Here is a 15320-nt window from a genome sequence, read left to right as displayed (position 1 = left end):
CCAACATGACCGTAACCATATTTCTTTCCGTGTTGCTGGGCTTTATGGCATTTGGCATGCCAATCGCCTTTGCCCTGCTGCTCTCGGCCATTGGCCTGATGTTTTATCTGGACTTCTTTGATGTGCAGATTCTGGCCCAGAACATGCTGGCCGGCGCCGACAACTTTTCCTTAATGGCTGTCCCCCTTTTCATGCTGGCCGGTGAAGCCATGAATGCCGGTGGCATGTCGCGCCGTATGGTGGCTCTGGCCAGTTCTCTGGTGGGCCACGTACATGGCGGACTGGGCTATGTCGCCATTATGGCAAGCGTGTTGCTGGCTGCGCTCTCGGGTTCGGCTGTCGCCGATTCGGCAGCACTGGCTGCAATGCTGGTGCCCATGTTGCGCAATCGTGGCTATGATCTGAAACAGTCCTGCGGGCTGATCGCTGCCGGTGGCATTATTGCCCCCATCATTCCACCGTCCATTTCGTTCATTATTTTTGGCGTGGCCGCCAATATTTCGGTTACCAAGCTGTTCATGGCCGGCATTGTGCCCGGGCTGCTCATGGGCCTGACCCTGGTTTTGGTGTGGACGTTCGTCGCGCGCCGCTCCACCAGCTTCAAGCCCTTTCCAAAAGAACCTGGTCTGTCAGGGCCAAGGCCTTGCGTGAATCGGGCTGGGCGCTGGTGCTACCCGTTATCATTATCGGCGGCCTGCGCTTCGGCATTTTCACGCCGACAGAGGCGGCAGCGGTGGCAGCCATTTATGCGCTGTTCGTGGGCATGGTTGTCTATCGCGAAATCAAGCCCCGAGATCTGATGAAGCTGCTGGTCAATGCGGCCACAACCACCAGTGTAGTGATGTTCCTGGTGCGGCCGCGCTGGTTACATCCTATATGATCACGCTGGCCGATCTGCCCAAGGAACTCATTGCTTTGCTGGGCCCGCTGGTTGACTCGCCTACGCTGCTGATGCTTGTCCTGGTGGTGCTGCTTGTGCTGGTTGGCACAGCCATGGATCTGACACCGACTATCCTGATTCTGGCGCCGGTGTTGATGCCGGTCATCAAGGAAGCCGGTATTGATCCAACTTATTTCGGGGTGATTTTCATTATGGTCGGTTGTACCGGCCTGCTGACCCCGCCCGTAGGAACTGTGCTGAATGTGGTCTGCGGCGTAGCCCGCATTCGTATGGAAGATATCATCAAGGGCGTGTGGCCATACGTGACGGCCTACACCCTGCTGATTCTGCTGCTTGTGCTTTTCCCGCAGATTGTCACGGTACCGATGAACTGGTTCTATTGATCTGCAACTATACCTATATCCTGGAGATGAAAATGAAGACATTGAAAAAGACCGTTGTGGGCCTGACAGCAGTAGCGCTGCTGGGCATGGGTTCGGCGGCCGTATGGGCCAAGGACATCAAGCCACGCATTATCCGCTTTGGCTACGGCCTGGCCGATGACAGTCCGACCGGCAAGGCGTCGGCACACTTTGCCGAAGTGGTCAGCAAGCTGAGCGACGGCAAAATGAAGGTCAAGACTTTCGGCAATGGCGCCCTTGGTCCTGATGAGCAGTTGATCAATTCATTGATCAGCGGTTCCGGCGAAATTACGTTTGTATCTACGGCACCGATAGCCAGCCTGATCCCCGAATTCGGCGTGTTTGACCTGCCGTTCCTGTTCGACAATGAAAAAGTGGCGGACGCGGTACTGGACGGTCCCGAAGGCCAGAAGCTGCTGGACAAACTGCCGGCCAAAGGCCTGATCGGACTGAACTACTGGGAGAATGGTTTTCGCAATATCACCAATTCCCGGCGTGAAATTTCCAAACTGGAAGACATTAGCGGCGTCAAGTTGCGCGTGATGCAGAACCAGGTCGCTCTGAGCGTGTTCAAGGGCCTGGGCGCCAATGCTATTCCCATGCCGTTTACGGAATTGTTTACTGCGCTGGAAACCAAAACGGTAGATGGCCAGGAGAATCCGCTGTCCACGATCCAGACCAGCAAATTCTATGAGGTGCAGCCCTACCTGACACTGTCCAACCACGTGTATACGCCTTTTGTATTCCTGGCCTCCAAGAAATGGTTTGACCAGTTGTCCCAGGATGAAAAGGACGTCATTGTGCAGGCAGCCAAAGACAGCCAGGCATTCCAGCGCAAAGCCAGTCGCCAGGGCAATGAGGACGCACTCAAGTACCTGAAAGAGCATGATGTCAAAGTGGCCGAATTTTCTACAGAGGAAAAAGAGAAGATTCGTGAAAAAGTGGCACCGATTGTAGAAAGCCTGAAAGCCAAGATTGGCACAGAAACAGTGGAAGGTGTACTGGAAGCGGCCAAAAAGGCTTCCGGCGCCTGAGTATTATTACAATTGAAATAGAAGGAACCCGTTATGTCTAAGTCAGAAAAAACGCCTTTGCGCAGCCGCCGGTGGTTTGACAATCCGGCCAATCCAGGCATGACTGCCCTGTATATCGAACGCTATATGAATTACGGTATCACCAGGGAAGAACTGCAGTCGGGCAAGCCCATTATCGGCATTGCCCAAACGGGTTCCGATCTATCTCCGTGCAACCGCCATCACCTGGAGCTGGCTACGCGGGTGCGTGATGGCATTCGTGATATGGGCGGAATTCCGCTGGAATTTCCGGTCCATCCCATACAGGAAACCGGCAAGCGCCCGACCGCGGCCCTTGATCGCAACCTAGCCTATCTGGGGCTGGTTGAAATCCTGCATGGCTATCCGCTGGATGGCGTGGTGCTAACTACAGGCTGCGACAAAACCACGCCAGCGTGCCTGATGGCAGCCGCCACCGTTAATATTCCTGCCATTGTGCTCTCAGGCGGCCCCATGCTCGACGGCTGGTGGAAAGGCAAGTTGGCCGGTTCCGGCACTGTTGTCTGGGATGCGCGCAAGCGCCTGTCTGCTGGCGAGATCGGCTATGACGAATTCATGAATAATGTGGCCTCATCCGCCCCGTCGGTCGGCCACTGCAATACCATGGGCACGGCGCTGTCCATGAACTCTCTGGCTGAAGCGCTGGGTATGTCGTTGCCCGGCTGTGCCGCCATTCCGGGACCACATCGGGAACGAGGCTGGATGGCTTACGAAACGGGTCGCCGTATTGTCGATATGGTCCGGGAAAATCTGCGTCCGTCCGATATCATGACGCGCGCTGCCTTTGAAAATGCGGTTGTCGCGGCCGCGGCGCTGGGCGGCTCGTCCAACTGTCCGATACACATGGTGGCCATTGCCCGTCATATGGGCGTTGATCACACGCTGGCAGACTGGCAGCGTCTGGGTCCGGACATCCCATTGCTGGTAGACTGCCAGCCTGCGGGGCGCTTCCTTGGGGAAGCATTCCACCGTGCCGGGGGCGTGCCGGCGGTCATGAAAGAACTGCTGGATGCCGGTAAAGTAGATGGCACGGCCATGACCGTGACCGGCAAGACACTGGCCGATAACCTGGCAGCGGTACCTGTCCCGGATCGTGAAGTGATTCGCGCCTACGACACACCGCTTAAAGAGGCGGCCGGCTATGTTGTGCTCACCGGCAATCTGTTTGATAACGCAGTAATCAAGACCAGCGTGATCGATGATAAATTCAGGGCCCGTTTCCTGTCTGACCCGGCTCATCCGAACGTGATGGATTTGAAGGCGGTGGTTTTTGAAGGGCCTGAAGACTATCACGATCGTATTGAAGATCCGGCGCTGGGGATTGACGACAAATCCATACTGGTGATTCGCAACAGCGGCCCGGTAGGCTATCCGGGGGGCGCAGAAGTGGTCAATATGCAGCCACCTGCCTATCTGCTTAACAAGGGAATCGATACGCTGCCCACCATGGGAGATGGTCGCCAGAGCGGTACCTCGGCCAGCCCGTCCATTCTGAACGTCTCGCCCGAGTCAGTGGTCGGTGGTGGACTTGCCTTGCTGCGCACCGGTGATATCGTCAGGGTAGATCTGAACACCTGTCGCGTCGATGTGCTGATTCCCGATGAAGAACTGCAGGCGCGCCGCGACGCGTGGGTAAAACCGGAGCTGCTGAACATGACGCCGTGGGAAGAGATCTACCGCGGCATGGTGGGCCAGCAGGGCGATGGTGCATGTCTGGAAGCGGCAACGGCCTATGTGGATATTATCCAGACGCGGGGCGAATCGCGCGATAATCATTAATGCCAGTTGTCGTGACTATTGGCTTGCTATTTCGTCTGCGCTATTGGTAACGAAATGGCTAGCCGATGGTGGCCAAATGGCAAACCAATGACAGTGGTGCTGTAGCAATGCCCTGGAGGGCAGGCCCGTACAAACGCCAGCCGCTTGGCGCTGCAGTACCACTGCCGGCAGGCATGAATCATGTCTGTCACTTTTCATTCATTATTGACGCCTTGCCTGTGTGATACAACATAGAGTCAACAGCAGGGCAGCGAGCATACTATGACAGTTCTGGACAAGAAAGCCATTCGTACTCTTCCCGAAGCAGCCATTGCCGCTTTTCGCCAGCGCTTCGGTGAACGTTTCATTACCTCCATGGCCGTGCGAGAGCACCACGGTACCGACGAATCCCCGTACCCCGTGTGCCCGCCCGAAGCCGTCATCTTTCCGCGCGACACCGATGAGGTGGTCGACGCTGTCAAGATCTGCAATCAGTACAAAGTACCGGTCATTCCTTTTGGCATTGGTTCTTCGCTGGAAGGGCACGTGTTGCCCATCGAGGGCGGGGTTACGCTGGACTTTACCGAGATGAACAAGGTGCTGGCCATCAACGCCGAAGACTTTACCGTGACCGTGCAGCCGGGCGTGATTCGCACGCAGCTCAATGATGAAATCCGGCACACCGGTCTGTTCTTTCCGATCGATCCCGGCGCGCACGCGTCTATCGGAGGCATGACCAGTACGCGCGCTTCGGGGACCAACGCCGTGCGCTATGGCACCATGCGCGAGAATGTGGTCTCCATGAAAGTGGTGACAGCCACCGGCAAGGTGATTCGTACCAGCAGCCGCGCCCGCAAGTCTTCATCGGGCTACGACCTGACCCGCCTGTTCGTTGGCAGTGAAGGCACCCTGGGCATTATTGTCGAAGTTACCGTACGCGTCTATCCGCAGCCCGAGGCGGTGACGGCGGCCATTTGCAATTTCCCCACGCTGGAGTCTGCGGTGCAGTCGGTCATTGAAATCATGCAGTCAGGCGTGGCGATTGCGCGAGTCGAGTTCATGGATACACGGGCGGTCAAGGCAGTTAATGCCTATAGCAAGCTCACGCTCAAGGAAACACCGCTGCTGCTGTTTGAATTTCATGGCAGCGAAACCGGCGTGCGTGAGCAGGCCGAGATTGTGCAGGAAATTGCGAAGGACAACGGCGGCATGGACTTTGAGTGGGCCGAAAAGCCCGAAGATCGCAAACGCTTGTGGACGGCCCGTCATAATTCACATTATTCCGGCCTGCAATTGCGTCCTGGTTCGCGTTCTGTTGCGACCGACGTATGTGTGCCGATTTCGCGGCTTGCCGAGTGCGTCAGCGAAACCGCCCAGGAGCTCGAAGGCATGCCCTTTCCGTACACCATCGTCGGGCATGTGGGCGATGGCAACTTCCATGTGCAGATGCTGATCGACCCGGACAGCCGTGAAGAATGGGATATGTCCGAAGGCATCAATCGCCGGCTGGTATCGCGCGCCATTCGCATGGACGGCACCTGCTCGGGTGAACATGGCGTGGGCATTCATAAAATGGAGTTCCTCAAAGAAGAGCATGGTGAGGACGCACTGCAATTGATGCGGCTGATCAAGCATGCTTATGATCCCAACAATATTTTCAATCCAGGTAAACTGGTTTCCTGGAATGCGTAAATCACAATTGAACTGATGGCGCGGGCGGTTTTCAGCAGATTGCTGCCCGTGTCTGGTTCAACATCACGCCCGTGACGCGCCATCTCGTCGAAGCGAGCCTGTGCCGGGTGAGATTAATCACAAAGGAAATACTGTCGTGGACACACTTGCCATTCTTAAACGGGGCCCGGTCATGCCGGTCATGGTCATTCAGTCGGTTGATGAGGCCCTGCAGGTCACTCGTGCCTTGCTGGATGGGGGCATTAACACATTTGAAATCACACTGCGCACCCCCGCTGCACTCGACGGCGTGCGCGAACTGGTCGCGGCATTTCCGCAAGCATTGATCGGTGTGGGCACGGTACGGGACGCAGATCAGCTGGAAGCGGCGCTGCAGGCAGGTGCGCGTTTTGCCGTGTCGCCCGGCCTGCCCGCGGCTCTGTTGCCGGCGCTGGCCGCCAACCGGGTGCCGTTTTTGCCAGGGGTTGCCACGCCCACCGAGGCCATGAACGCCTTTGATGCCGGCTTTGCGGCCCAAAAGCTTTTTCCGGCAGAGGCCGTAGGCGGCGTGCCATTGCTCAAGTCGCTGCACAGCCCCTTGCCCGATATTGTTTTTTGCCCTACCGGTGGGATCCACGCAGCCAACGCAGCGACTTATCTGGCGCTGCCCAACGTCGCCTGCGTCGGCGGCTCCTGGCTGGCGCCCGCAAATCTGGTGCAGGCAGGCGACTGGGCGGGGATCACAGCGCTGGCCGCCGCCGCACTGGCCCAGTCGCGTCAGGGCTGACAGGCTCACCCGGTCGCAGCCAGCCCGGCGGCGTGCCGCTCATCGGTGGGATGGCCGACTCCGTTTTACGCCCAAATCCGCTTTATTAACCCTGTTATGCTCGTCGATAACAGGCGGCCCAGCCTGGACAAGACTGCTTTTTGTCGCCGCATGCCACCCTATTTCCATTAAATCCCATGCACGTGCCGAAAAATTGCCGGTACGCCTGGCGATCTGCGGCAGTGTCCGCTCTTCCTGAATTATCATTAGGCTGAAGCAGGTCGTGTTGCGCATTTGTCGCAGCACCGCCCAGGATCACACACAACAATATGGACGAGGCAGCATGAGCACAATTTCACTTTCTTCCCTGATCACCCTGGCGCAGGATACCCTGGCCGCCGCCGGTGCCAATCCGGTTATGGCCGAGACAACGGCCAAAGCATTGGTGTTTGCAGATGCGCACGGGATTGCCACGCATGGCGTTTCGCGCGTGCCTAGTTACGCGCTGCACCTGTCTTCAGGGCGGGCCGACGGGGGAGCTGAACCGGAAATTGTGCAGGAAAAAGCATCAGCGCTGCTGGTTGATGCGCGCACCGGGCTGGCCTTTCCAGCCTGCGAGCTGGCCATTACCGCAGCGATAGAAAAGGCCAGGCAGACCGGCATTTGCATTGCCGGCGTGACCAACAGCCATCATTTCGGCATGGCGGCCTATCATCTGGAGCCGGTGGCCCATGCCGGACTGATCGGGCTGGCCTTCAGCAACTCGCCTTCGGCGATCACGGCGTGGGGTGGCAAGCGGCCGCTTTTTGGTACCAACCCCATCGCTGCGGCTTTTCCGCGCGAGCAGGCCGAGCCGGTGGTAATTGATCTGTCTTTGTCGCAGGTGGCCCGGGGTAAAGTCATTCTGGCAGCACGCGACGATAAGCCCATTCCCGATGGCTGGGCGCTCGATAGCGAAGGCCGGCCCACCAATGATGCCAAGGCGGCCCTCAAAGGCAGTATGCAGGCTGCTGGCGGCGTCAAGGGGTCAATGCTGGCCCTGATGGTTGAAGTGCTTTGCGTGGCGCTTACCGGGGCTAATTTCGGCTATGAGGCCGATCCGCTTTATGATGACACCGGCAACGAACCCAGGCTGGGCCAGGTATTTATTTTGATCGATCCGCAAGCCCTGGCCGGCCAGCAGACCTATTTCAATCGTCTTGAAGACCTGATTGCCGCCATGCTGGAAGATGACGGGGTCCGCCTGCCTGGCGCGCGCCGTCATGATCTGGCCAATACGGCCCGGGAAGAGGGCATCACGGTGCCCGACAGCCTGTTGGCACAAATGGGATACCAGTGATGTTGAAATTTGCTGCAAATCTGTCCCTGCTGTACACCGAGGTGCCGTTTCTGGATCGCTATGCGCTGGCGGCGCAGGATGGCTTCAAGGGGGTTGAATGCCTGTTCCCTTATGATGATGAGGCCGATGCGATTAGCCGCCGACTGCAGGACCACGGCTTGCAGCAAGTGCTTATCAATGCGCCACCGGGCGTTGCGGCTGCCGGTGAAAAAGGGCTGGCCTGTCTGCCGGGCCGTCAGGCCGAATGCCTGGATGGCGTGAAAAAAGCCATTGATTACGCATTGATTCTGGGCGTGCCGCGCATCCATGTGATGGCCGGGATCGTCCCTGACCAGGCCGCCCAGGCCGCTGCGCAAGACCAGTATCTGGATACCCTGTCCAAAGCGGCCACGCTGCTGCAGGGCGCCGGTCTGGACCTGATGATCGAACCAATCAATCCAGTCGATATGCCCGGTTATTTTCTGTCGCGTCAGGCGCAGGCACGCGATGTGCTGGCGCAGGTCAACATGGATAACCTGCGTATCCAGATGGATCTTTATCATTGCCAGCGCACCGAAGGCGATGTCACTCGTCATATTGGGCAATCGCTGGGCGCCGGGTTGGTCGGCCATATGCAGATTGCCGGCGCACCGGACCGGCACGAGCCCGATACGGGAGAATTGAATTATTCGTATATATTCAGGCAGCTTGAGGCGGCCGGCTACGATGGCTGGATCGGCTGCGAATATCGACCGGCGCGCGGCACTCGTGACGGACTCGGCTGGCTGCAGCGCTATTGGGCTGCTGGTGCAGCGACAGCACAGAGCGCATGAAGCTGATATATACATTGCACATAAAGGACACGGAATGAGTAAAACGAAACTGATTACCCTGCGTGCCGACCAGGCCGAATTGATCGTCGCGCCTCACATCGGGGGTGCCATTTGCGGCTACCGGCATCGCATTGATAACGTCATATGCCCCTGGTTGCGCGATGCTTCCCGACAGGCGATTGACGAAGGTCTGGTCTCGGAGATGTCCAGCTTTCCGCTGCTGCCTTGGTTCGGACGGCTGCGCAACGGCACCTTTGAGTTCGAAGGCCAGCGCGTGACCTACCCTTCAGCCAAGCCTGACTCACCGCACAGCATCCATGGCATTGTGCGTAACAAGCCCTGGACCGTGGAATCACAGCAGGAAAATGAACTGGTCATACGTTATACGCATGCGCCGGATGCCTGGCCGTACGCGTTTGTTGCCGAGCAGCGTTTCGTACTGGAGCCGCTACGACTGAAGGTGCACCTGACGGTGACCAATACCGGTCACCGTGTCATGCCGGTGGGTATGGGACATCATCCTTATTTCGTGCGTCATTCCAATACGACACTGACCGCTGGCGTGGGGCAGGCGTGGATCAGCGATGAGGAGGTCATGCCGCTGAATCTGGCCATGCACCCGGATACCGATGCGCTCAAACAGGGTATTGCAATCGACCGGCATGTTTTCGATCATCCTCACTGCCTGGGATCATGTGGCCGACATCCACTGGCCCGACGAACGCCGGACCTTACGCATGACGGCAACCCAGCCTCTGGATTTCCTGGTGGTCTACAGCCCGCCGGGCAAAGACTGGTTCTGCGCCGAGCCGGTCAGCAATACGTCCGATGCCTTTAATCTGAACGCCACCTACGACCCGACACAGGTGGGTGGACAGCCGCTGGAGCCGGGGCAATCGCTCACCTCGGTGATGACATTCGATGTGGCCTTCAGCGAGTAGTGTCTGTCAGGTTAGCGCAGGACTGAAAAAATGCCGGGTACGGTAATTCGCATCACAGATGCCATCGCCGGCAGGCACCGCTGACATATTCATAATGTCACCATTGCAATTACATCTGACATAGCGGCAGGGCGTGTTGTAATACGCTCGCGCCAGCAGAAAAAAAGCCTGCCAGAATCGGGTTCACAGGCGCAAGTCCGGCGGCCCATGCCACCGGATTTGTGCATCCATGCGATTTAGTTGATGCTGATGTTTTCTGCTTTCAGGATAGGGCCCCATTTGGCCACTTCGGCGGCAAGCCATTTGTGCAGCGACTCGGGGGTCTGGCGCTCTGGGCTCACAATCTGTGCACCCAGCTGCTCCATCCGTTGCACAAACGCAGGGCTTTCAGGGCCACCTTCAAAGACTCGTTCAATTTGTCTATGGCTTGCTTGGGCGTGCCTTTAGGCGCGTACAGACCATGCCACACTTTAACGTCGAATCCTTTGAGCCCTTGTTCGGCCAGTGTCGGCGCATCGGGTAACTGTTTGATCCGCTCGGGCGTAGTCACGCCGTAGAATTTCAGATCCTTAGCCTTGATATGCGGCAGGGTCTGCGTGGTCTGGTCACACAGCACGTCGACCTGCTTGCCCATTAAGGCGGTCATGGCGGGGCCGGTGCCTTGGAAGGGGACGGTGGTAAATTTCACACCCATGGCCTGCTGCAGCAGCGAACCACAAAGCTGGGAGACCGCGCCCGGGCCGGCATTAGCCAGATTGATCTTGTCGCCGTTGGCTTTGGCGTAATCGACAAACTCCTTGAAATTGTTCGGCGGCAGATCGGCGCGGGCCATCAGGGTCATGGGCACGTCGACCACTTCACCAATATATTCAAAGCTCTTGAGCGGGTCATAGCGCAGCTTGCTGTACATGGCGGGGGCCGTTGCCATGCCGGTGTGGTGCAGGAAAATCGTGTGGCCGTCAGGCTTGGCGGCTGCAACGTAGCCTGCCGCCAGTGTGCCGCCGGCGCCGGTCCTGTTTTCCACCACCACGGTTTGCTTGAGCACCTTGCCCATTTCGTTGGCAAGAGACCGGGCGACAACATCGGTCGGGCCACCAGCGGCAAAAGGCACGATCAATGAAATGGGCCGTTGCGGATAATCGGCAGCGGCGGACAGGGCGGGGGCAACCAGCAGGGCCAGCGTGGCAGTAAGGCGCAGGGGTGTTCTCATATTAGTGTCTCCGTATGGGGGCGTGGGCGCACAATGGGGCACGCGAATTAGTCAGCGGGGTAGTATGTCGAAAAATGCCCTGAAGGCCTATCGTTAAATCCGAAAGGCAGGCTTTTTCATTTTGATAACCCCCTTCGGGCAAGTGCTGCCTAGGGTTCGCCGGTAGACCCCTAGATAAGGGAGGGCAGCCTGGAGCATCCGGTTACATTCGTGATGGACCAGACCTGTATAGGTCCATCGTTGCGGCAAAAAAAAACGTTTGCCTGTTCGATTTTCCTGTTATACACTAAGTGCAACTATATGGTTGCACCTAAACAGGAGGATCACATGTCTTCAAACCAGATTGAAAAAAGCGTCACGCTGGCCGCACCCGTCTCCCGGGTGTGGCGTGCCCTGACCGATGCGCAGGAGTTCGGGCAGTGGTTCGGGGTCGCGCTCGAAGGACCCTTTATCGAGGCCGAGACAGTCCGGGGAAAATTCACTGGCCCATTGGACGAGGCTGTTATCGAGCAATACCAGCGTCAGGCTGGCCTGGAGCCGGCACCCGTCAATCTGCCGCAAGAGAGTTCGACATTCTGCACGGTGCAGACGATCGAGCCGGAGCGATACTTCAGCTTTCGCTGGATCCCTTTCGGTATTGATGCCCAAGCGGATCCACATAACGAACCTACTACACTGGTCGAGTTCCGCCTGGAGCCCGTTGCTGACGGCACCCAACTGACGATTACCGAATCGGGGTTCGACAACGTGCCCGCACATCGTCGCGCCCGTGCTTTCCTGATGAACACGGGTGGCTGGGAAGGTCAGATCCGCAATGTGAAGCAATATGTCGAGCGTGATTGATCAGGCCACTGCCGATGAGCAGAGCTTTGCAGATGTGTTTGCTGCGCTTGGCGATGCCACCCGGCTTGCGCTGGTGCAGCAACTGGTGGAGCAGGGCGCGCAATCGGCGACACGTTTGTCCGAGAATGCACAGGTTACGCGCCAGGCCATCATCAAGCATCTACAGGTGCTCGAAGGCGCCAACCTGGTGCAGCACCAAAGGCACGGTCGCGAAGTACGCTATGCACTGAAAACACAACGGCTGCAAGAAGCGCAGGCCTTTCTGCACGGCATCTCGGCAGGCTGGGATCGTGCGCTCGAACGCTTGCGGCATATGGTAGAGGGAGATGTGTAAAAAAACGGCCTGTGATGCCCACGCACTGGACGCCGTAGACATCGGCGACACAGGTTAGCGAGTTGGCAAAGCCTATGTTCTGGCCCGCCTGCGTGCCGAAAAAATATGACAATTGCAATAGTCGACGACTATTGACTTTCACCTCGCCAAAACGGCCTGCCAGGCCAGCAATGCCTGGAGTTGCGAAAAGCGTAGTAAAAGTGATGCCTTGGCGCATTCGACGATTTTCTGATTCGCCGCGCCAGCAATTGTCGCCTATGCGACAGACAATGTTTCTAAAATGGTCTTTTTTTATCCAATCGTCTCTGAATTTGCCGTGTAGTTTCATTAACTATTGCCGTCAACAATTCACCTATGGTTAGCACTAATAGCAAATTGACGTGTTCGTAAGCATACTGTCTGCTACATACGGCAGCGGGTGAACTACCTGCTTTCTTGCGGGTTTCACAAGACAAGAACATGACAGATCTAATATTAGAGACAAAGAAACTGACCAAGGAATTTCTTGGTTTTGTGGCGGTAAATGCTGTTGATCTGCAGGTGGAAAGAGGGTCCATCCATGCGTTGATCGGCCCTAACGGCGCGGGCAAAACAACGTGCTTTAACCTGCTGACAAAATTTATTACGCCAACCTCCGGCGAGATTTTTTTCAACGGCCAGAACATTACATCTGCAAAACCTGCACAGATTGCGCGCAAGGGAATCATCCGTTCTTTCCAGATTTCCGCCGTGTTTCCGAACATGACGGTCCTTGAAAATGTACGCATCGGGCTGCAGCGTGAAGAAGGCACGTCCTTTCATTTCTGGAAAAGCGATACCTCGCTGGACAAGCTCAATGACCGGGCCCGTGCGCTTCTGGCAGAAGTTGATCTGCTGGATTTCCAGGATCATATTACTTCCAGTCTGCCTTATGGCCGCAAGCGTGCGCTGGAAATCGCCACGACGTTGGCGATGGAACCCGAATTGATGCTGCTGGACGAACCCACGCAGGGAATGGGGCATGAAGACGTGGATCGCGTTACGCAATTGATCAAAAAAGTCAGTGTCGGGCGCACCATTCTGATGGTTGAGCACAACATGAATGTCATCGCTTCTATTGCCGATCGTATTACAGTGCTGGCGCGCGGAACCGTGCTGGCCGAAGGCGATTACGCCACGGTTTCAACCAATCCAGCCGTTATGGAAGCCTATATGGGCACCGCCGACGCCGCTTTGCAAGGAGCGCATGCATGAGCGCCCTTGCCCTTGAAATAAAAGATCTGCACGCGTGGTATGGCGAGTCGCATATTCTGCATGGCGTAAACATGAGCGTGCCCAAAGGCAGTGTCGTGACCCTGCTGGGCCGTAACGGCGCCGGCCGCACCACGACCATGCGCGCCCTGCTGGGTCTGACCGGCAGCCGCAAGGGTTCTGTGCGGATTCACGGCCAAGAGGCCATCAGTCTGCCGACCCACCGCATTGCTCACCTGGGTGTTGGCTATTGTCCGGAAGAGCGCGGTATTTTTGCCAGCTTAAGCTGTGAAGAAAACCTGCTGCTGCCGCCGCCGCTGAAAAACGACAAGGCCGCGGCCAATGCCATGTCGCTGGATGAAATCTACGCCATGTTCCCGAATCTGAAGGAACGTCGCAATTCACCCGGCACCCGCCTGTCGGGCGGCGAGCAGCAGATGCTGGCAGTGGCGCGCATCCTGCGCACTGGCGCCGACATCCTGTTGCTGGACGAAATTTCCGAAGGCTGGCGCCGGTCATTGTGCAGGCGCTGGCTCGCATGATTACCACGCTCAAGCAAAAGGGGCTGACGATCATCATGGTCGAACAGAATTTCCACTTCGCCGCGCCTTGGCAGACCATTTCTATGTCATGGAACACGGTGAGATCGTAGAAGCTTTTCCGGCTGCACAACTGTCTGCAAAACAAGATACGTTGAACGAGCTGCTTGGCGTTTAACGTTTCAATTAACAACAATTAATCATATCTATTGGAGAGTAACGATGAGACTCACAAAAACGCTTTGTGCGCTTGCACTGGCTTCGCTGGGCACCCAGGCCATGGCTGCGGGCATTTCCGATGATGTTATCCGTATCGGCTTCATTACCGATATGTCAGGCGTCTATTCTGATATTGACGGCAAAGCCGGTGTGGAAGCCATCAAAATGGCCATTGAAGATGCTGGCGGTGCGATCGATGGCAAGAAAATCGAACTGCTCAGTGCCGACCACCAGAACAAGGCCGACGTGGCTTCGGCCCGCGTGCGGCAATGGATCGACCAGAATAAGGTGGACATGATTATCGGTGGGACCAATTCGGCTACCGCACTTGCGTCTGCCGCTGTGGCTGCCAACAAGAAAATCCCTTATATTGCGATCGGCCCCGGTAGTACCGCGCTGACCAATGCCAACTGCACGCCTTACACCATCCACTACGCCTATAACACCAAGGCGCTGGCCAACGTAACCGGTGGCGCCGTGGTCAAACAGGGCGGTACCAAATGGTTCTTCCTGACCGCCGATTATGCATTCGGTCACGCGCTTGAAGCCGATACCACCACGGTAGTCAAGGCGAACAAGGGTGAAGTCGTGGGTTCGGTCAAGGTGCCGCTTGGCACAACGGATTTTTCGTCCTACATGCTGCAGGCGCAGTCTTCTGGTGCACAGATCATGGGTCTGGCCAATGCCGGTGGCGACTTCATCAACTCCATGAAAGCCGGCAGCGAATTCGGTGTTTTCCCCGCGATCAAGCCGGCCGGGCTGCTTGTGTTCATCAACGACGTGCACTCGCTGGGCCTGAAAACCACGCAAGGCCTGTACCTGACGTCCTCCTGGTATTGGGATCAGGACGATGAGTCGCGCGCCTGGTCAAAAAAATTCGAGGATAAAGTCAAACGTAAGCCTTCATTCCTGCAGGCTGGTGACTATGCTGCGGTGGGCACTTATCTGAAAGCCGTGGCTGAAACCAAGACCGATAACGGTGATGAAATCATCAAATGGTTCAAATCCAATAAAATCAACAACATGTTCATGAAAAACGGCGTGACCCGCAAGGACGGCCTGGTGGTACATGACATGTATCTGATGCAGGTGAAAACACCGGAAGAATCCAAAGGACCTTGGGATTACTACAAGGTTGTGGAAAAAGTCCCCGGCGAAGTCGCCTACGGAGCGGAAAGCGAATCAACCTGCAAGCTCTGATTCTGCAGGCCTGTTCTGACAGGCGCGCCAATCGCGGCGCCTGTCAGATTCATGAATGTTATTTAAACTGACGCAGTCGTTGA

12 protein-coding genes and 3 pseudogenes are annotated in these 15320 nt (G+C 56.8%); 14 read left to right on the top strand and 1 reads right to left on the bottom strand.

Annotated features, from left to right (window positions below; translation table 11 throughout):
- The first annotated feature begins 5 nt into the window (after positions 1–5).
- From TKWG_RS19760 to TKWG_RS23420, 9 genes and pseudogenes are all read left to right on the top strand, one after another.
- Positions 6–1284, top strand: a pseudogene (locus TKWG_RS19760) (TRAP transporter large permease subunit).
- Between the two features lie 32 nt (positions 1285–1316).
- Positions 1317–2336 (top strand): TRAP transporter substrate-binding protein, encoded by a 1020-nt coding sequence (locus TKWG_RS19755; protein ID WP_148274610.1) that lies wholly within the window; start codon positions 1317–1319, stop codon positions 2334–2336.
- Between the two features lie 33 nt (positions 2337–2369).
- Complete coding sequence (locus TKWG_RS19750; RefSeq protein ID WP_014752539.1) at positions 2370–4154, top strand: IlvD/Edd family dehydratase; 1785 nt, start codon at positions 2370–2372, stop codon at positions 4152–4154.
- Positions 4155–4415: 261 nt separating this feature from the next.
- Positions 4416–5825, top strand: coding sequence for an FAD-binding oxidoreductase (locus tag TKWG_RS19745; protein ID WP_014752538.1), 1410 nt, complete (start codon positions 4416–4418; stop codon positions 5823–5825).
- 136 nt (positions 5826–5961) lie between these two features.
- Complete coding sequence (locus TKWG_RS19740) at positions 5962–6591, top strand: bifunctional 4-hydroxy-2-oxoglutarate aldolase/2-dehydro-3-deoxy-phosphogluconate aldolase (protein WP_014752537.1); 630 nt, start codon at positions 5962–5964, stop codon at positions 6589–6591.
- Between the two features lie 322 nt (positions 6592–6913).
- Positions 6914–7909, top strand: coding sequence for an Ldh family oxidoreductase (locus TKWG_RS19735; RefSeq protein WP_014752536.1), 996 nt, complete (start codon positions 6914–6916; stop codon positions 7907–7909).
- Positions 7909–8721 (top strand): 2-oxo-tetronate isomerase, encoded by an 813-nt coding sequence (otnI, locus tag TKWG_RS19730; RefSeq protein WP_014752535.1) that lies wholly within the window; start codon positions 7909–7911, stop codon positions 8719–8721. The genes TKWG_RS19735 and otnI overlap by 1 nt, the downstream gene beginning before the upstream one ends.
- Positions 8722–8755: 34 nt before the next feature.
- A complete protein-coding gene (locus tag TKWG_RS19725) occupies positions 8756–9559 on the top strand; it encodes an aldose epimerase family protein (protein ID WP_014752534.1) in 804 nt (267 codons plus the stop codon).
- A complete protein-coding gene (locus tag TKWG_RS23420; RefSeq protein ID WP_171815195.1) occupies positions 9489–9662 on the top strand; it encodes a hypothetical protein in 174 nt (57 codons plus the stop codon). The genes TKWG_RS19725 and TKWG_RS23420 overlap by 71 nt, the downstream gene beginning before the upstream one ends.
- 236 nt (positions 9663–9898) lie before the next feature.
- Here the strand turns inward: TKWG_RS23420 and TKWG_RS19720 are convergent.
- A pseudogene (locus TKWG_RS19720) lies at positions 9899–10872 on the bottom strand (tripartite tricarboxylate transporter substrate-binding protein).
- Between the two features lie 327 nt (positions 10873–11199).
- On the opposite strand from TKWG_RS19720, the gene TKWG_RS19715 reads away from it, so the two are divergent.
- The 5 genes and pseudogenes from TKWG_RS19715 (at position 11200) to TKWG_RS19695 (ending at position 15237) form a co-directional block, all read left to right on the top strand.
- Positions 11200–11715 (top strand): SRPBCC family protein, encoded by a 516-nt coding sequence (locus TKWG_RS19715; protein WP_014752530.1) that lies wholly within the window; start codon positions 11200–11202, stop codon positions 11713–11715.
- Positions 11699–12049: an ArsR/SmtB family transcription factor gene (locus tag TKWG_RS19710; RefSeq protein WP_050981684.1), complete on the top strand. Its 351-nt coding sequence runs from the start codon at positions 11699–11701 to the stop codon at positions 12047–12049. Before TKWG_RS19715 ends, TKWG_RS19710 begins: the two co-directional genes overlap by 17 nt.
- A 459-nt stretch (positions 12050–12508) precedes the next feature.
- Complete coding sequence (locus TKWG_RS19705; RefSeq protein WP_014752528.1) at positions 12509–13282, top strand: ABC transporter ATP-binding protein; 774 nt, start codon at positions 12509–12511, stop codon at positions 13280–13282.
- Positions 13279–13996 (top strand): annotated as a pseudogene (locus tag TKWG_RS19700) (ABC transporter ATP-binding protein). The gene TKWG_RS19705 and the pseudogene TKWG_RS19700 overlap by 4 nt, the downstream one beginning before the upstream one ends.
- 44 nt (positions 13997–14040) lie before the next feature.
- Complete coding sequence (locus TKWG_RS19695; protein WP_014752525.1) at positions 14041–15237, top strand: ABC transporter substrate-binding protein; 1197 nt, start codon at positions 14041–14043, stop codon at positions 15235–15237.
- Positions 15238–15320 lie beyond the last annotated feature (83 nt).

The sequence above is a fragment of the Advenella kashmirensis WT001 genome, from assembly GCF_000219915.2.
In the GTDB taxonomy this organism is placed as follows: Bacteria; Pseudomonadota; Gammaproteobacteria; order Burkholderiales; family Burkholderiaceae_B; genus Advenella; species Advenella kashmirensis.
This window is presented reverse-complemented; position numbering and strand designations above follow the sequence as displayed.